Here is a 15976-nt window from a genome sequence, read left to right on the forward strand (position 1 = left end):
GGTGCGAGGCGGTCGTTCCCGATTGTCCCCGGTGACGCCCTCGGCGGTCTCCTGCCCCCTGGGCGCTCAGTCCGACGTGCGGTCGGCGAGGAAGGCCGCGGCGATCAGGGCCGCGGTGAGGACCAGGGCCGTGTTGGCGGCGACGGCGGTACGGATGCCGGGGAGGATGCCGGAGGCCCCCGTGGCGATCGCGCTCATGACCGGGGTGCCCATGGTGATGCCGATCTGCTGGCTCATGGTGGCCAGTCCGGTGGCCATGCCCTGCTCCCGGTCGGGCAGACCGCTCGTGGCGGTGACCATGAAGCCGACGATGAGCATCATGTTGCCGACGCCGCCGACGAACGTCGCGGGCAGCAGCAGGGCGAGGCTCCGCGTGCCGGTGCCCAGGGCGAGCAGGGCGGCGGTCGCGGCGGCTTGCACGAGGGCGCCGCTGATCAGGGTCGTGCGTGTGCCGGCGCGGGCGATCACGCGGGGCGCGACGGTGCCGCCCAGGACCGTGCCCAGCCCCAGCACACCGAAGGACAGGCCGGCGGCCAGCGGCGAGAAGCCGAGGACCCGCTGGAGGTAGAGGGTCAGCAGGAAGACCAGGGAGGTCTCGGTGACGAAGGCGAGGACACCGGCGGTGTTGCCCCAGGCGACGGTGCGCCGGCGCAGCACCCGGACCGGGACGAGGGGCGCTGACGCTCCCCGTTCGACGAGGTAGAAGGCGACCAGCAGCACGACGCCGGCGGCCAGGACGAGCGGCGCCGCGGGGTCGCCCCAGCCGTGTTCGCCGGCCCGGGTGAAGCCGAGCACGACGGCGAGCAGGCCGAGGGTGACCGTCAGCGCGCCGGGCAGGTCCAGCCGGGGCCGCACCTCGGGCCGGGACTCGGCCAGGACCATGGGGGCGATCACCAGGACGGCCGCGGCGACGGGCACGTTGATGAAGAACGACCACCGCCAGGACAGCAGATCGGTGAGCACCCCGCCGAGGACGGCGCCGGTGGTGAAACCGGCCGACATCAGCGCCCCGTTGAGCCCGAGCGCCTTCTGCCGCAGCGGTCCCTCGGGGAAGGCCGTGGTCAGCAGGGACAGCCCGGCCGGGGTGACGGCCGCGGTGGCCAGGCCCTGGAACACCCGGGCCACGACGAGGACTTCGGGTCCGGTCGCCAGTCCCCCGGCCAGCGAGGCCAGCCCCAGCACGGCCAGGCCGCCCAGGAACAGCCGGCGCCGCCCGAACAGGTCCGCGACCCGCCCGAACAGCAGGGTGAACCCGGCCGCGGGCAACGCGAACGCGGTCGCGATCCACTGGAGGCCGGCCAGCGGGAAGCCCAGCCCCCGCCCGATCACCGGAAGGGCCACGTTCAGGATCGAGAAGTCCACCGCCAGCATGAACTGCGCGACCAGCAGCACCACCAGCGTCAGCCGCATCCGCGACGTCAGCCGCCCGGGCCCCGGATCTCCCGGGCCACCAGGCGGCACCGACCGTTCCACCACACCATCGACGACAGACATGGGATTCCCTCCGACAGGCCACGACGGCTTCGACGGAAGGAATCCTGCGACCGTGCGCGCCTGCTACCCAGCCCCCGAAGAGGACTGGTCACGCGCTGGGTGGTCACGCCATGACCACCCGGCGCGGGAAGCACCCGGCCACCGCCGCCGTTGCACCCTGGGCACGCCGCACGTCACCGGACTCACTGGAAGGCACCGCATGCCCGACTTCTCCGAGTTGAGCGACTTCCTGCGCAGCCGCCGCGCCGCACTGACCCCCGAGGAGATCGGGCTGCCGCGGCTGGCGGAGCGCCGCCGGGTTCCCGGGCTGCGCCGTGAGGAGGTGGCGCTGGCGGCCGGTCTGAGCGTCACCCACTACACCCGGCTCGAACAGGGCCGCGCCCAGCAGGTCTCCGACTCCGTTCTCGACGCGATCGCCCGCACCCTGCGCCTGACCCCGGACGAGTACGGCCATCTGATGGACCTCGCCCGACCGGAACCGGCCGCCTCCCGCCGTCCCCCGACGCCCCGGGCCGCCCGCGCCGACCAGGGCATCCGCCGGCTCATCGACAGCTTCACGGACACCCCCGCCCTCGTCCTCGACCGGCGCAACGACGTCCTCGCCTGGAACGCCATGGGCCGGCTCCTGCTGGCCTCGCACCTGGACCTCGACGCCCCGGACCACCCCGCGCGGCGCCCCAACCTCACCCGGATGCTGTTCCTGGACGAACGCACCCGGGCGCTCTACCCGCGCTGGCAGGAGGAGGCCCAGCTCGCCGTGGCGTCACTGCGGCTGGTCGCCGGCCGCCACCCGCAGGACAAGCAGCTCGCCGGACTCGTCGGCGAACTGACCGTCAACAGCGAGGAGTTCGCCCGGCGCTGGGCCAAGCACCCGGTGCGCACCTGCGTCGCCGGCACCAAGGAACTCGACCATCCGCTGGTGGGCTCCCTGGAGTTGTCCTTCCAGAGCCTGCTGGTGCCCGGGCCGTCCGACCAGCGCGTGATCGCCTACACGGCCCGCGCCGGTTCCAGTTCGGAGGCGGGCCTGCGGCTCCTCGCCGCCACCCTGCTCACAGACCCACGATCTTGTTCCACCGGCGAGCGAAGTCCACACGCTCCGCGGAGGTGATGTCGCGGGCGATGGCGAGGCGGGAGCGCATGGTCTCGTCGGGGAAGATCAGGGGGTTGTCGGCGAGGGCGGCGGTGTCCTTGTCCGGGTCGGCGGCGAGGACCTCCTTGGCGGCCGGGACCGGGCAGACGTAGTTGACCCAGGCGGCCAGCTCGGCGGCGACCTCGGGCTGGTAGTAGTAGTCGATCAGCCGCTCGGCGTTGGCCTTGTGCCGGGCCCGGTTGGGGATCATCAGGGAGTCCGACCACAGCTCGGCGCCCTCCTCGGGGACGACGAAGCGGATGTCGGGGTTGTCCGCCTGGAGCTGGATGACGTCGCCCGAGTACGCCTGGCAGGCCAGGACGTCGCCGCTGACCAGGTCCTTGGTGTAGTCGTTGCCGGTGAAGCGGCGTATCTGGCCGCGGCCGACCTGCCGTTGCACCTCGTCGCAGACCTCGTGGAAGTCGTCCGCGGTCCATCGGGTGATGTCCACGCCGTTGCCCTGCATCAGCAGCGCGAAGGACTCGTCCAGTCCGGAGAGGAGGGTGACCCGGCCCTTGAGGTCGCTCGCCCACAGGTCCTTGACGCCGCGGATCTCGCGGCCGAGCTTCTTGTGGTTGTAGGCGATGCCGGTGATGCCCGACTGCCACGGCACGGTGAACCTGCGGCCCTCGTCGAAGGCGGGCGAGCGCAGCAGCGGGTCGAGGTGCCTGGCCACGTTCGGCTGGTGGGCCCGGTCCATCTCCTGCACCCAGCCCAGCCGGACGAACCGCGCGCACATCCAGTCGCTGATGACGATCAGATCGCGGCCGGTCGACTGGTGGTTCATCAGCGCGGGGCTGATCTTGCCGAAGAACTCGTCGTTGTCGTTGATCTCCTCGACGTACTCCACCCGGATCCCGGCGTTCTTCTCGAAGGCCTCCAGGGTGGGCCTGCGGTTCGGGTTCTTGTCGTCGGTGTCGATGTACAGCGGCCAGTTCGCCCAGGTCAGCCGGTGGTCGGTGGCCGAGGTGTCGGTCACCGAGCGGTCGCCGGGGCGGACGTAGGCGGCGGGCACCCCGCAGCCCGCCAGGGCGCCGAGCGCGGCGGTGCCGCCGAGCGCGCGCAGCAGGGAACGGCGGGAGAGGGAGGTACGAGAGGAAGTCTGGGGCACCCCGGAAGGATGCCGTCCCCGTGTCCGGGCACACAATCGACGCTGCGTCGAGCCGGACCGGCCCTGCCCGACACGTTGTCGATCATCCGGGAAACGGCGCGGCCCCCGCGGGCGGGCTCAGCGCCTGCCCGCGGGGGCCACATCGTTCAACGCCTCGGCGAACCGGGGGACTTGGTGCGCGGCCGACCGCCGCGCGCCCGCGGCCGGTGACCGGCCGGACCCCGGCGGGACGTCACGCGTCCAGCGACGTCATCACGTGCTTGATCCGGGTGTAGTCCTCGAAGCCGTACGCCGAGAGGTCCTTGCCGTAGCCGGACTTCTTGAACCCGCCGTGCGGCATCTCGGCGACCAGCGGGATGTGCGTGTTGATCCACACGCAGCCGAAGTCCAGCTTCTTGGACATCCGCATCGCGCGCCCGTGGTCCTTGGTCCACACCGAGGACGCGAGGGCGTACTCGACGCCGTTGGCGTACTCGACGGCCTGGTCCTCGTCCGTGAAGGACTGGACGGTGATGACCGGTCCGAAGACCTCCTTCTGGATGATCTCGTCGTCCTGCTTGAGGCCGGAGACCACGGTCGGCGCGAAGAAGTAGCCCTTGTCGCCGACCCGCTTGCCGCCGGCCTGGACGCGGGCGTGGGCGGGCAGCCGCTCGATGAAGCCCTCGACCTGCTTGAGCTGGTTGGCGTTGTTCAGCGGGCCGTAGAGCACGTCCTCGTCGTCGGGCTGGCCGGTCTTGGTGTCCTCGGCCGCCTTGGCGAGCGCGGTCACGAACTCGTCGTGGATCGACTCGTGGACGAGGACGCGGCAGGCCGCCGTGCAGTCCTGGCCGGCGTTGAAGAAGCCCGCCATCGAGATGTCCTCGACGGCCTTGGCGATGTCGGTGTCCTCGAAGACGACGACCGGGGCCTTGCCGCCCAGTTCCAGGTGGACCCGCTTGAGGTCCTTGGAGGCGGACTCGGCGACGGACATGCCGGCGCGCACGGAGCCGGTGATGGAGGCCATCGCCGGGATGTCGTGCTCGACCATCATGCGGCCGGTGTCGCGGTCGCCGCAGATGACGTTGAAGACGCCCTTGGGCAGCACCGAGCCGATGATCTCGGCGATCAGCACCGTGGAGGCGGGAGTGGTGTCCGAGGGCTTGAGGACGACCGTGTTGCCCGCGGCGAGCGCCGGGGCGAACTTCCACACGGCCATCATCATCGGGTAGTTCCACGGCGCGACCTGGGCGCAGACGCCGATCGGCTCGCGGCGGATGATCGAGGTCAGCCCCTCCATGTACTCGCCGGCCGAACGGCCCTCCAGCATCCGCGCCGCACCGGCGAAGAAACGGATCTGGTCGACCATCGGCGGGATCTCCTCGGAGCGGGTGAGCCCGATGGGCTTGCCCGTGTTCTCCACCTCGGCCGCGATCAGCTCCTCGGCGCGCTCCTCGAAGGCGTCCGCGATCTTCAGCAGGGCCTTCTGGCGCTCCGCGGGCGTGAGGTCGCGCCAGGCCGGGAAGGCGCGGTCGGCGGCCGCCATGGCCGCGTCCACGTCCGCCTGTCCGGACAGCGGCGCGGTCGCGTACGCCTCGCCCGTCGCGGGGTTGACCACCTCGGTGGTCCGTCCGTCGGCGGCGTCCCGGAACTCACCGTCGATGTAGTTGCGCAGACGACGCAGCTCGGTGCTCACTGCCGGCCTCCTGATCTGGTTCGAGGGTTCGAGCTGACCAGCACGGACAACCGCGAGGCTGTCCAGACGCTGAGACACCCCACCCTAGTCGGCGCCCCCACGTTTTCAACACCCCCGACGCACTCACTTCTGCGAAATCCGCAAGCTTTCATCTCTCAAACAACGAATTTCATCGATCGGGGCTTGCAAAACTGACGAGACCTCGTGCAGAGTGACCACGTGGCCAGTCGAAGCGCAGACCAGAGGGACTCGTCCCGCGAGTCCAGGAACGGCACCCCCCAGCTGGATGCCGTCTCCCTCGCCATCATTCAGCAGCTCCAGGAGGACGGCCGCCGGCCGTACGCCGCGATCGGCAAGGCCGTCGGTCTGTCGGAGGCGGCCGTGCGCCAGCGCGTCCAGAAGCTGCTGGACCAGGGCGTGATGCAGATCGTCGCCGTCACGGACCCGCTCACCGTGGGCTTCCGCCGGCAGGCCATGGTCGGCATCCACGTCGAGGGCGATGTCGAGTCGATCGCCGACACGCTGACTGACATGTCGGAAGTCGAGTACGTGGTGATGACCGCGGGCTCGTTCGACATCCTCGCCGAGATCGTCTGCGAGGACGACGACCACCTGCTGGACGTCATCAACAAACGCATCCGGGCGCTGCCCGGCGTGCGCTCCACCGAAAGCTTCGTATACATGAAGCTGAAGAAGCAGACCTACATGTGGGGAACCCGATAACCGTGACCCAGAAGGACCTCAGCCGCACCGCGTACGACCACCTGTGGATGCACTTCACCCGCATGTCCTCGTACGAGAACTCTCCCGTCCCGACCATCGTCCGGGGCGAGGGCACCTACGTATTCGACGACAAGGGCAAGCGCTACCTCGACGGTCTCGCGGGCCTGTTCGTGGTCCAGGCCGGGCACGGCCGCACGGAGCTCGCCGAGACCGCGTCCAAGCAGGCCCAGGAGCTGGCCTTCTTCCCGGTGTGGTCGTACGCCCACCCGAAGGCCGTCGAGCTCGCCGAGCGCCTCGCGCACCACGCCCCGGGCGACCTGAACAAGGTCTTCTTCACCACCGGCGGCGGCGAGGCGGTCGAGACCGCCTGGAAGCTGGCCAAGCAGTACTTCAAGCTGACCGGCAAGCCCACCAAGCACAAGGTCATCTCCCGCGCGGTCGCCTACCACGGCACCCCGCAGGGCGCCCTGTCCATCACCGGCCTGCCGGCCCTGAAGGCCCCCTTCGAGCCGCTGGTACCGGGCGCGCACAAGGTGCCCAACACCAACATCTACCGCGCGCCGATCTTCGGTGACGACCCGGAGGCCTTCGGGCGCTGGGCCGCCGACCAGATCGAGCAGCAGATCCTCTTCGAGGGCCCGGACACCGTCGCCGCGGTCTTCCTGGAGCCCGTGCAGAACGCCGGCGGCTGCTTCCCGCCGCCGCCCGGATACTTCCAGCGCGTGCGCGAGATCTGCGACCAGTACGACGTGCTGCTCGTCTCGGACGAGGTCATCTGCGCCTTCGGCCGCCTGGGCACGATGTTCGCGTGCGACAAGTTCGGCTACGTCCCGGACATGATCACCTGCGCCAAGGGCATGACCTCGGGCTACTCCCCGATCGGCGCCTGCATCGTCTCCGACCGCCTGGCCGAGCCGTTCTACAAGGGCGACAACACCTTCCTGCACGGCTACACCTTCGGCGGCCACCCGGTCTCCGCGGCCGTCGGCCTCGCCAACCTCGACCTGTTCGAGCGCGAGGGCCTCAACCAGCACGTGCTGGACAACGAGGGCAACTTCCTCCAGACGCTCCAGAAGCTGCACGACCTGCCGATCGTCGGCGACGTCCGCGGCAACGGCTTCTTCTACGGCATCGAGCTGGTGAAGGACAAGGCCACCAAGGAGTCCTTCAACGACGAGGAGACCGAGCGCGTCCTGTACGGCTTCCTCTCCAAGGCGCTGTTCGACAACGGCCTGTACTGCCGCGCCGACGACCGCGGCGACCCGGTCATCCAGCTCGCCCCGCCGCTGATCTCCAACCAGGAGACCTTCGACGAGATCGAGCAGATCCTGCGCGCGACCCTCACCGAGGCGTGGACCAAGCTGTAATCAGCTGACGGTGTGACCGCGACCGGCCCCGGAGCCGTCCGTTCGAGTGAGAACGGCGGCCCGGGGCCGTGTGCTGTCCGGCCACCGTGCGGCGGCTGCCTAGCGTTCCAGTGACCGATCGGCCCTGCCTTCGTTCCCCCGTACGGGGGAACAGGCACGGGAAAACGGATCAGAACCGAGGTGTACGCCCATGGAGGCTCCGCCGGACAACGACGTGCTCTGGGCACGCTCCCTGCACTTCACGCACCCCGACGGCTCCCCCGGACTCGCCGGGGTCTCGCTCGCCGTGCGGGAGGGCGAGATCCTCGCCGTCAGCGGGCCCCGCGGCAGCGGCAAGACGACCCTGCTGCGCTGTCTGTCCGGGCTGGTGCCGGTCCGCGAGGGCGAGGTGTGGTTCAACAGCACCCCCCTGCACACCCTCGGCCCCGCGTCCCGCGAGCGGCTGCGCCGGGACCGCTTCTGCTGGATCGGCCCCGAACCGGGCCTGGTGCCCGAGCTGAACGCCTGGGAGAACGCCGCGCTGCCGCTGATGCTGCGCGGCACCAGCCGCCGCCGGGCCAAGACCACCGCGCTGGAGTGGCTGGAGCGGCTGGACGTCGGCGAGATCGCCCGCAAGCGCCCGCACCGGCTGCGGCAGGCCGAACGCCAGCGGGTGTCGATCGCCCGCGCGCTGGCCCCGGCGCCCACGGTGCTCTTCGCCGACGAGCCGACCGCCCCGCTGCACCGCGCCGACCGGGGCCATGTGCTGCGCACCCTGACCAGCGCCGCCCGCTCGCACGGCATCACCGTGGTCCTCGCCACCCACGACCCCGAGACGGCCGCGCTCGCCGACCGCACGGTGAACCTGCTGGACGGGCGGCCGGTGCGGACCGTACACCTGCCGGAGGTCCCCGACGCGGAAGGCCGGGCCGCGTGCTCGATCTCCGTCTGACCCGAGCGGCCCGGCCCGCCGTCCAGCTGCGCCGCCTGCTGGTGGCGGCGGCCTCGGCGGGCACCGGGTTCCTGCTGCTGTCCTGCCTCGGCTACGCCCTGCGCCACCCCGGCGCGGCGGGCGCGGGGGCGCTGCGGCTGGCCTGGTGCGTGGTGCCGGTCGCCGCCACGGTGTACCTCGCGCTGGCGGTCGCCCGCACCGACCCCGGCACCCGGCCGCGCCCCGGCCTGTCCGCCCTCGGACTCGGACCGGCCCGCCTGATGGCGATCTCCTGCCTGGCCACGGCCCTCGCCACCGCCCTCGGCTCCACGGCGGCCCTCCTGCTCTTCCTGCGCCTGCGCGGCGATCTGCCGGGCATGCGGTCCGCCGGTGCGAGGGCCGCGTTCCTGGCGGCCGGGGAGCCCCTGCCGCTGCCCGCCGTCCTGACCCTGCTGGCGGTCGTGCCGGTGGTGGCCACGGCGGCGGTCGCGGTGGTCCTGCGGCCCAGGGACCCGCAGCCGGTGCGCCGGCCACAGCGCAGGTACCTGCCGTTCGGCCGGTCCGGGCCGGCACCGGTGCGCACCGGTGCCACCGTGCCCGCGCCGGGCCCCGCGGAGGGCGTCTCCCCGGCACCGTCCGACCAGGCCGGCTCCGAAGCCCCCGCACCGTCCCCCACCCTGGCCGAGAAGGCCGTCCTGCCCGGCCTGCCCTGGGCCGTCGCCCTGCTCGCCGCCGGCCTCACCGCCCAGGCGTACGCCGGCCGCACTCCCCCCGCGCACGCCCCCACCATCGCCACGCTCCCCGGCGAGGCCGTAACGGTCCTGCTCGGCTGGGTCCTCACCGCCGTGGGCCTCGTGCTGGCCGCCCCCGGCCTCACCCACCTGTGCGGCCGCCTCCTCCAGTGCGCCCGCCCCGGCGCGCTCCGGCTGCTCGCGGGTCGCGTCCTGATGGCGGAGGCCACCAGGATCGGCCGTCCCCTCGGCGTGGTGTGCGCGGTGGCCGCCGCCGGCTACGCGACGACCACCCTGTACGACGCCCCCGCCCGGGCCTTCGGCCCGCTGAGCGCCCTCGGTGCGCTGGTCGTCGCCGGCTGCGCCGTCGCCACCCTGCTGACCTCGGCGGTGGAGGCGCGCCAGGGCCGGGCCGAGACGACGGACGCCCTGCTCCGCCTCGGCGCGCCCAGCACGGTGCTGCGCGGCGCCGCCGCCCTGCGCGCGTTCGCCCTCCTGGTCCTGTTCACCCCGCTCACCCTGGCGATCGCCGTGCTGGCGGCCTTTCCGCTGACCCACTGAGAAGCCGCGGGAAAAAATCTCCCGGGCACCGATGAGTTCCGTCGCGGCCGGGTGTCTACCCCTGCGAATCGAACAACGTGCGACCCGGGAGACGACGCCATGTCCCAGCAGATGATCTTCGTGAACCTGCCCGTGAACGACCTCGACGCCTCGAAGAAGTTCTTCACCGAGCTGGGCTACACGATCAACGCGCAGTTCAGCAACGAGAACGCCGCCTCGGTCGTGATCAGCGACACCATCGTCGCGATGCTGCTCACCCGGCCGTTCTACGCGACCTTCACCAAGAAGGAGATCGCCGACGCCACGACCACCAGCGAGGTGCTGATCTGTCTGAGCGCCGAGAGCCGCGAGAAGGTCGACGAGCTGGTCGGCAAGGCGCTCGCGGCGGGTGGCACGGAGAGCGGCCCCGCCCAGGACCAGGGCTTCATGTACGGCCGTGCCTTCGACGACCTCGACGGCCACACCTGGGAGATCATGTGGATGGACCCGGCCGCGATCGAGGGCTGAGCCGCTCCCTAGCATGGGCGGGTGCACCCGACACCCGCTCCTCCGTCCCGCGCCGCCCACGGCCGTGAGATCGCCTCGCTCGCCGCGTTCGACCAGGTGGCCGCCGAGCGCGGCTCGCTCGCCGGATGCCGCGTCCAGGCCGTGGACCTGACGGACCGTACGAGCGCGCTGCTGCGCCTCGACACCGCGGACGCCGTCTTCCTGGGCTGCCCGATGGCGCCGGAGGCCGCCGCCCGGGTCCGCGCGGCCGACGCCCTGGTCTTCCCGCCCGTACCCGGTCTGCCCTTCGACCCGTACCGGGGCCGCCCGTACACGCCGGAGGAGTTGTTCGCGTCGCTGGAGGAGGGGTACGAGGCGACGCCGGACGCGCGGGCCCACGCCTGGTCCCGGCGGACGACGGGGGACGGTGACGTCTTCGCCTCGATGCTCCGCGCGATCCACGACGACGCGGTCTCCGACGCCCTGGACGAGATCCTCGACGGCTGCCGGGTGGTCGGGGTGATGGGCGGCCACGCGACGGAACGGGGCTCGGTCGAGTACGCCGGTGCCGCGCGCCTCGGCCGGTCGCTGGCCCGCGCCGGGTTCACGGTCGCCACCGGCGGCGGTCCCGGCGCGATGGAGGCGGCGAACCTGGGCGCCTACGCGGCCCCGTTCGCGAACTCCATGCTGGAGGAGGCGCTGGTGCTGCTCGCCAAGGCGCCCTCGTTCAGGCCGTCGGTGACCGAGTGGGCGCGGGCGGCCTTCGAGGTCCGCTCGCGCTGGCCCGGCGGCGGCACCTCGGTGGGCATCCCGACCTGGTTCTACGGCCACGAGCCGCCGAACCCCTTCGCCGCGCACATCGCCAAGTACTTCGCCAACGCCACCCGGGAGGACGGCCTGCTGGCCCGCTCCACCGCCGGGGTGGTCTTCCTGCCGGGCGCCGCCGGGACCGTGCAGGAGATCTTCGAGAACGCGACGCCGAACTACTACGAGTCGCTCGGCGAGCCGAGGCCGATGGTGCTGGTGGACCGGGACCACTGGACGCGGGAGCTGCCGGCCTGGCCGCTGCTGCGCTCCCTCGCCGCGGGGCGGGCGATGGAGTCCCGCATCGCCCTCGTGGACGGCATCGACGAGGCACCCGACGCGCTCGTGCGGCTGAGCGGGTGACCGCCGGGCCCGCCTCCGGAAGACCGGAGCGGGCCCCGTCGTCCGCCGGCTCAGCCGAAGCTGGCCTGCTCCAGCCAGCGGTCCAGCACCTCGCGCTCGCCCACGACCTCCAGGCCGGGCGAGTCCGGCGGCAACCTGCGGTAGAAGGCGAGCAGCACGGACGTCAGCGGGCCGCGCAGGGCGACCGTCGCCTTCTCGTGGCCGCGCCGCCAGGACACGCCCTCGTCGCCGACCTCGACCAGCCACTCGGCGTGCAGCGCCGGATCGGCGTCGGTGGCGTGCAGATGGATGCTGCGGGCCGGTCCGCGCAGCCCTGTGGCCCACTCGCGCGCCCCGGTGCGCTGCGCCCACTCCACCAGTTCCAGCCACTCGTCCAGCGCGTCGGCGGCGATCTCGGGCGCGACCTCGTAGGGCACCTCGACGCTGAGCGCGGCGTCCGCGCGGTGGACGGTGATCTCATGGGCCATCCGGCGGGCCCAGAATCCACTGGTGTTCACACCGGTCCAGGTCCAGACCTTGGTCTCGGGGCCCGCCTCGCGCAGCGCGCCGACGATCAGTTCCCCGGTCTCCGCCAGCCAGGCGTCCAGCGCCGCCGGGTCGCCCTGCGCCTCGGGACCGCCGCCGAGCGGGACCTGGCCGGGCGGGATCATCTCCTGGGCCTGCGTCCGCACCATCGTGCCCGCCCAGCGCAGCGCGCCGCCCATGTGCCGCACCAGCTGTTCCAGCGACCAGTCCGGACAGGTCGGCACGCGGGCCGCCAGATCGGCTCCGGAGGTGACCATTTCCCTCAACTGGCTTACCTGGTGGGCGATTTCGTCACAGTAACGTTCGTGTGAGAGATACGTCATGGGCTCACCCTAGGCGGCGGACCCTCACCCCAGCACGACGATTTCGGCCGCGTCGAACTCCGCGCCCACCACGTCACCGGCCGCCGGCGCCTCCCGCAGCGCGCAGGCCGCCTCCAGGCGCGGGCCGCCGCCCTCGGGCTGGAGGTGCACGGCCACATGGGTGCCCTTGAAGGTGCGGGCGGTCACCGTGCAGGGCAGCCCGGCGTCGGCCGCGGCCAGCCGTACCCCGGCGGGCCGCACCAGCAGCGACCGGCTGCCCTGCGGCACGCCCTCGGGCACCGGCAACTTGCCCCAGGGGCTGTCGGCGACGGTCCCGGCGACGGTCGCCTCCGTCACGTTCTCGAAGCCGAGGAAGCGGGCGACGAACGCGTCGGCGGGCCGCTGCCAGACCTCCAGGGGCGTACCGGACTGCGCGACGCGCCCGTCACGCATCACCACCACCCGGTCGGCCAGCGCGAACGCCTCGCCCTGGTCATGGGTGACGGCCAGCACGGTCGTACCCAACCGGCCGAAGAGTTCCCGCAGTTCGACGACCAGCCGTTCCCGCAGCGAGCGGTCGAGCTGGCCGAGGGGCTCGTCCAGCATCAGCAGCCGGGGCCGGGGGGCGAGCGCACGGGCGAGGGCGACGCGCTGCTGTTCGCCGCCGGACAGCCCCGCCACCGCCCGCCGGGCCGCCCCGGGCAGCCCGACCAGTTCCAGCAACTCCCCGACCCGGCCGTCCCGTTCGCCCTTCGCCGCGCCCTGCATGCGCAACCCGAAGGCCACGTTGGCGCCGACGTCCCGCTGCGGGAAGAGCTGGTGGTCCTGGAACATCAGGCCCACGCCCCGCCGGTGCGCCGGCACCCCGCCCTGGTCGCGCCCGGCGAGCGACACCCGCCCGGCGTCCAGGGGCTGCAACCCCGCCACCACCCGCAGCAGGGTGGACTTGCCGCTGCCGCTGGGTCCGAGCACGCACACCACCTCGTGCTCGGCGACCTCCAGGTCCACCGCGTCCAGCACGGCCCGACCGCCGAAGCGCACGGTCGCACCCTGGAGACTCAGCATCAGAACTCCCCCGTCCGGTCGGTGCGCAGCCGCTCCAGGATGAGCAGGGCGGCGGCGCACACCACCATCAGAATGGTCGAAAGGGCCATCGCCTGGCCGTAGTTGAGGTCACCCGGGCGACTGAGCAGCCGGGCCACGGCGACCGGCAGGGTCGGGTTGTCGGGCCGGGCGATGAACACGGTCGCCCCGAACTCGCCGAGCGAGACGGCGAACGCGAACCCGGCCGCGACCAGCAACGCCCGCCGCACCAGCGGCAGATCGACCTCCCGCCACACCTGCCAGGGCGAGGCGCCGAGCACGGCCGCCGCCTCCCGCAGGCGGGCGTCCACCGCGCGCAGCACCGGCAGCATGGTGCGCACGACGAAGGGGGCGCCGACCAGGGCCTGGGCGAGCGGCACCAGGATCCAGGACTGGCGCAGGTCCAGCGGCGGCTTGTCGAGGGCGATCAGGAAACCGAAGCCGACGGTCACGGCGGAGACGCCGAGCGGCAGCATCAGCAGCGCGTCGAAGCCCCGCACCAGCCGGCCGGCGTCCCGGCGGGCCAGCGCCGCGGCGGCGAGGGCGCCGACGACCACGGCGATGGCGGTGGCGGCGACGGCGTACTGGAGCGAGGTCCACACCGCGTGCACCGGCGCCACCAGGAACGTACCGCCGTCGGTGCGGGTCAGCGCCCGGTAGTAGCCGAAGCCGGGGGCGTCCAGGGAGCGCCGGACCAGCACGGCGAGCGGCAGCACCAGGAGCAGCGCGATGGTGAGGAGGACGCCGGCGAGCAGCGCCCGCTGTCCGGCGCCGCGCGGCCGGCGGGCGGTCACCTTGGGGTCGACCAGGCGCAGAGCGGTCTCGCGGCGCCGTACCGTCCAGGCGTGCACGGCGAGGATCGCGCCGACCGCGGCGAACTGGACGAGGGTGAGGACGGCGGCCGTGGACAGGTCGAAGACCTCGGAGGTCTGCCGGTAGATCTCCACTTCGAGGGTGGAGAAGGCGGGGCCGCCGAGGATCTGGACCACGCCGAAGGAGGTGAAGGTGAACAGGAAGACCATCAGCGCGGCGGCGGCCACCGCGGGCGCGAGGGCGGGCAGCGTCACCTGGCGCCACGCCCGCAGGGGTGAGGCGCCGAGCATCCGCGCGGCCTCCTCCTGCCGGGGGTCGAGCTGCGCCCAGAGCCCGCCCACGGTGCGCACGACCACCGCGTAGTTGAAGAAGACGTGCGCGAGCAGGATCGCCCACACCGTGGTGTCCAGTCGTACGCCCCACAGGTGGTCGAGCAGCCCGCCGTGGCCGACCAGCGCCAGGAAGGCGCTGCCGGCGACGACGGTGGGCAGCACGAACGGGACGGTGACGACGGCCCGCAGCACCTGCTTGCCGGGGAAGTCGAGGCGGGCGAAGACGAACGCGGCGGGCAGCGCGAGCAGCAGGGTGAGCGCGGTGGAGGCGAGCGCCTGCCAGCAGGTGAACCAGAGCACGTGCCGGATGTCCGGCTGGGCGACCACGTCCGCGATCCGCCCGAACCGCCAGCCGCCGTCGGCCCTCAGCCCGCGCGCCACGATCGCGGCGACGGGCCAGGCGAAGAACACGGCGAAGAACGCGACGGGCAGGGCCAGCAGCCCCAGCCGCGCCGCGCTCCCGCGCGACCCCCGCCTGCGGGTGGTCACTTCAGTACGAGCGACGTCCACGCCTTGACCCACTGATCACGGTTGGCGGCGATCTTGTCGGGCGCCATGGTCTCGGGGTGCTCGGCGGCCGGACCGTACGCGGTGAAGTCGGCGGGCACCTTGGCGCCGGCCACGACCGGGTAGACGAACATGTTCAGCGGCATGTCCTCCTGGAACTCCTTGGAGACCAGGAAGTCGAGGAACGCCTTGGCGCCCTTGGGGTTCTCGGCGTTGGCGAGCAGCCCGGCGAACTCGACCTGCCGGAAGCAGGTGCCGCTCGCCACGCCGGTCGGGGCGGTGGCGGGCCGCTTCTTGGCGTAGATCACCTCGGCGGGCGGCGAGGAGGCGTACGACACGACGAGCGGCCGGTCGCCGCCGGCCTTCCTGCCCTCGGAGGACCCGGAGAACTCCTGGTAGTAGGCCTGCTCCCAGCCGTCGACGACCTTCACGCCGTTGGCCTTGAGCTTCTTCCAGTAGCCCGGCCAGCCCTGGTCCCCGAACTGCGCGGCGCTGCCGAGCAGGAAGCCGAGGCCGGGCGAGGAGGTGGCCGCGTTCTCGGTGACGAGGAGGTTCTTGTACCGCGGCTCGGCCAGGTCGGCGAAGGACCGCGGAGGCGCGAGGTGGTGCCGGTCGAAGTAGGCCTTGTCGTAGTTGACGCAGATGTCGCCGTAGTCGACGGGCGTGACGCGGTGCTTGGCCCGGTCCAGCTGGAACTGGGCCCCGACCTTGTCCAGGCCCTTGGCGGTGTACGGCTGGAACAGGCCGTTGTCGAGGGCGCGGGACAGCAGGGTGTTGTCGACGCCGAAGAGGACGTCGCCCTGGGGGTTGTCCTTGGTCAGGATGGCCTTGTTGACGGCCTGTCCGGCGTCGCCGTCCTTGAGGACGCGGACCTTGTACCCGGACCGCTTCTCGAAGTCCTTGAGCACGCTCTTGGACACGGCCCACGAGTCGTGGCTGACGAGCGTGACGGTCTTGGAGTCCGCGGCGCTCTGCCCGGTCGAGCCGCACGCGGACAGCGTGACCAGGCCGAGCCCGACCGCCGCGGCCACGAAGGTCTTCTTGTGCACTTGATGGTCCTCCT

At 72.4% G+C, this 15976-nt stretch carries 14 protein-coding genes; 7 read left to right on the top strand and 7 right to left on the bottom strand.

Features of this window, described 5'->3' with window-relative positions; genetic code table 11:
- Positions 1-66 precede the first annotated feature (66 nt).
- Entirely contained in the window at positions 67-1494 is a 1428-nt protein-coding gene (locus tag HZZ00_RS29015) for an MFS transporter (RefSeq protein ID WP_180329201.1), read from the bottom strand.
- 199 nt (positions 1495-1693) lie between these two features.
- On the opposite strand from HZZ00_RS29015, the gene HZZ00_RS29020 reads away from it, so the two are divergent.
- Entirely contained in the window at positions 1694-2602 is a 909-nt protein-coding gene (locus HZZ00_RS29020) for a helix-turn-helix domain-containing protein (protein ID WP_180329202.1), read from the top strand.
- On the opposite strand, the gene HZZ00_RS29025 is transcribed toward HZZ00_RS29020, so the two are convergent.
- Both HZZ00_RS29025 and HZZ00_RS29030 read right to left on the bottom strand, forming a co-directional pair.
- Complete coding sequence (locus HZZ00_RS29025; RefSeq protein WP_180329203.1) at positions 2544-3734, bottom strand: spermidine/putrescine ABC transporter substrate-binding protein; 1191 nt, start codon at positions 3732-3734, stop codon at positions 2544-2546. The two genes, HZZ00_RS29020 and HZZ00_RS29025, sit on opposite strands and share 59 nt — an antisense overlap.
- A 232-nt stretch (positions 3735-3966) precedes the next feature.
- Positions 3967-5406: a gamma-aminobutyraldehyde dehydrogenase gene (locus HZZ00_RS29030; protein WP_070022262.1), complete on the bottom strand. Its 1440-nt coding sequence runs from the start codon at positions 5404-5406 to the stop codon at positions 3967-3969.
- Between the two features lie 204 nt (positions 5407-5610).
- Here HZZ00_RS29030 and HZZ00_RS29035 point away from each other — a divergent pair, with 204 nt between their 5' ends.
- The 6 genes from HZZ00_RS29035 to HZZ00_RS29060 all read left to right on the top strand — a co-directional run bounded on the left by HZZ00_RS29035 (position 5611) and on the right by HZZ00_RS29060 (position 11351).
- Entirely contained in the window at positions 5611-6129 is a 519-nt protein-coding gene (locus tag HZZ00_RS29035) for an Lrp/AsnC family transcriptional regulator (RefSeq protein ID WP_070022263.1), read from the top strand.
- Positions 6114-7496, top strand: a complete 1383-nt coding sequence (locus HZZ00_RS29040; RefSeq protein WP_180329204.1) for an aspartate aminotransferase family protein — start codon at positions 6114-6116, stop codon at positions 7494-7496. Before HZZ00_RS29035 ends, HZZ00_RS29040 begins: the two co-directional genes overlap by 16 nt.
- 190 nt (positions 7497-7686) lie before the next feature.
- On the top strand, positions 7687-8427 hold the full coding sequence (locus HZZ00_RS29045) for an ABC transporter ATP-binding protein (protein WP_070022265.1): 741 nt from the start codon (positions 7687-7689) through the stop codon (positions 8425-8427).
- Complete coding sequence (locus HZZ00_RS29050) at positions 8409-9698, top strand: hypothetical protein (RefSeq protein ID WP_180329205.1); 1290 nt, start codon at positions 8409-8411, stop codon at positions 9696-9698. Before HZZ00_RS29045 ends, HZZ00_RS29050 begins: the two co-directional genes overlap by 19 nt.
- 99 nt (positions 9699-9797) lie before the next feature.
- Positions 9798-10205, top strand: coding sequence for a VOC family protein (locus HZZ00_RS29055; RefSeq protein WP_180329206.1), 408 nt, complete (start codon positions 9798-9800; stop codon positions 10203-10205).
- A 21-nt stretch (positions 10206-10226) separates the two neighbouring features.
- Positions 10227-11351, top strand: a complete 1125-nt coding sequence (locus tag HZZ00_RS29060; protein ID WP_180329207.1) for an LOG family protein — start codon at positions 10227-10229, stop codon at positions 11349-11351.
- Between the two features lie 50 nt (positions 11352-11401).
- On the opposite strand, the gene HZZ00_RS29065 is transcribed toward HZZ00_RS29060, so the two are convergent.
- From HZZ00_RS29065 to HZZ00_RS29080, 4 genes are read right to left on the bottom strand one after another with little or no spacing between them, the layout of a single operon-like run.
- Positions 11402-12199: a maleylpyruvate isomerase family mycothiol-dependent enzyme gene (locus tag HZZ00_RS29065; protein ID WP_180329208.1), complete on the bottom strand. Its 798-nt coding sequence runs from the start codon at positions 12197-12199 to the stop codon at positions 11402-11404.
- Positions 12200-12223: 24 nt separating this feature from the next.
- Positions 12224-13243 carry an ABC transporter ATP-binding protein gene (locus HZZ00_RS29070; RefSeq protein WP_180329209.1) on the bottom strand — a complete coding sequence of 340 codons (1020 nt, stop codon included), beginning with the start codon at positions 13241-13243 and terminating at the stop codon, positions 12224-12226.
- Positions 13243-14844, bottom strand: coding sequence for an iron ABC transporter permease (locus HZZ00_RS29075; protein WP_180333760.1), 1602 nt, complete (start codon positions 14842-14844; stop codon positions 13243-13245). The genes HZZ00_RS29070 and HZZ00_RS29075 overlap by 1 nt, the downstream gene beginning before the upstream one ends.
- A 47-nt stretch (positions 14845-14891) precedes the next feature.
- Positions 14892-15962, bottom strand: a complete 1071-nt coding sequence (locus HZZ00_RS29080) for a thiamine ABC transporter substrate binding subunit (protein ID WP_180329210.1) — start codon at positions 15960-15962, stop codon at positions 14892-14894.
- Between the last annotated feature and the right edge of the window lie 14 nt (positions 15963-15976).

The sequence above is a fragment of the Streptomyces sp. NEAU-sy36 genome, assembly GCF_013423905.1.
Lineage (GTDB): Bacteria > Actinomycetota > Actinomycetes > Streptomycetales > Streptomycetaceae > Streptomyces > Streptomyces misionensis.

Bases quoted from the DNA above. Each gene is read 5' to 3' on its own strand.
- HZZ00_RS29015 (WP_180329201.1), bottom strand. From the start codon at position 1,494: ATGTCTGTCGTCGATGGTGTGGTGGAACGGTCGGTGCCGCCTGGTGGC.
- HZZ00_RS29020 (WP_180329202.1), top strand. From the start codon at position 1,694: ATGCCCGACTTCTCCGAGTTGAGCGACTTCCTGCGCAGCCGCCGCGCC.
- HZZ00_RS29045 (WP_070022265.1), top strand. From the start codon at position 7,687: ATGGAGGCTCCGCCGGACAACGACGTGCTCTGGGCACGCTCCCTGCAC.
- HZZ00_RS29055 (WP_180329206.1), top strand. From the start codon at position 9,798: ATGTCCCAGCAGATGATCTTCGTGAACCTGCCCGTGAACGACCTCGAC.
- HZZ00_RS29065 (WP_180329208.1), bottom strand. From the start codon at position 12,199: ATGACGTATCTCTCACACGAACGTTACTGTGACGAAATCGCCCACCAG.
- HZZ00_RS29070 (WP_180329209.1), bottom strand. From the start codon at position 13,243: ATGCTGAGTCTCCAGGGTGCGACCGTGCGCTTCGGCGGTCGGGCCGTG.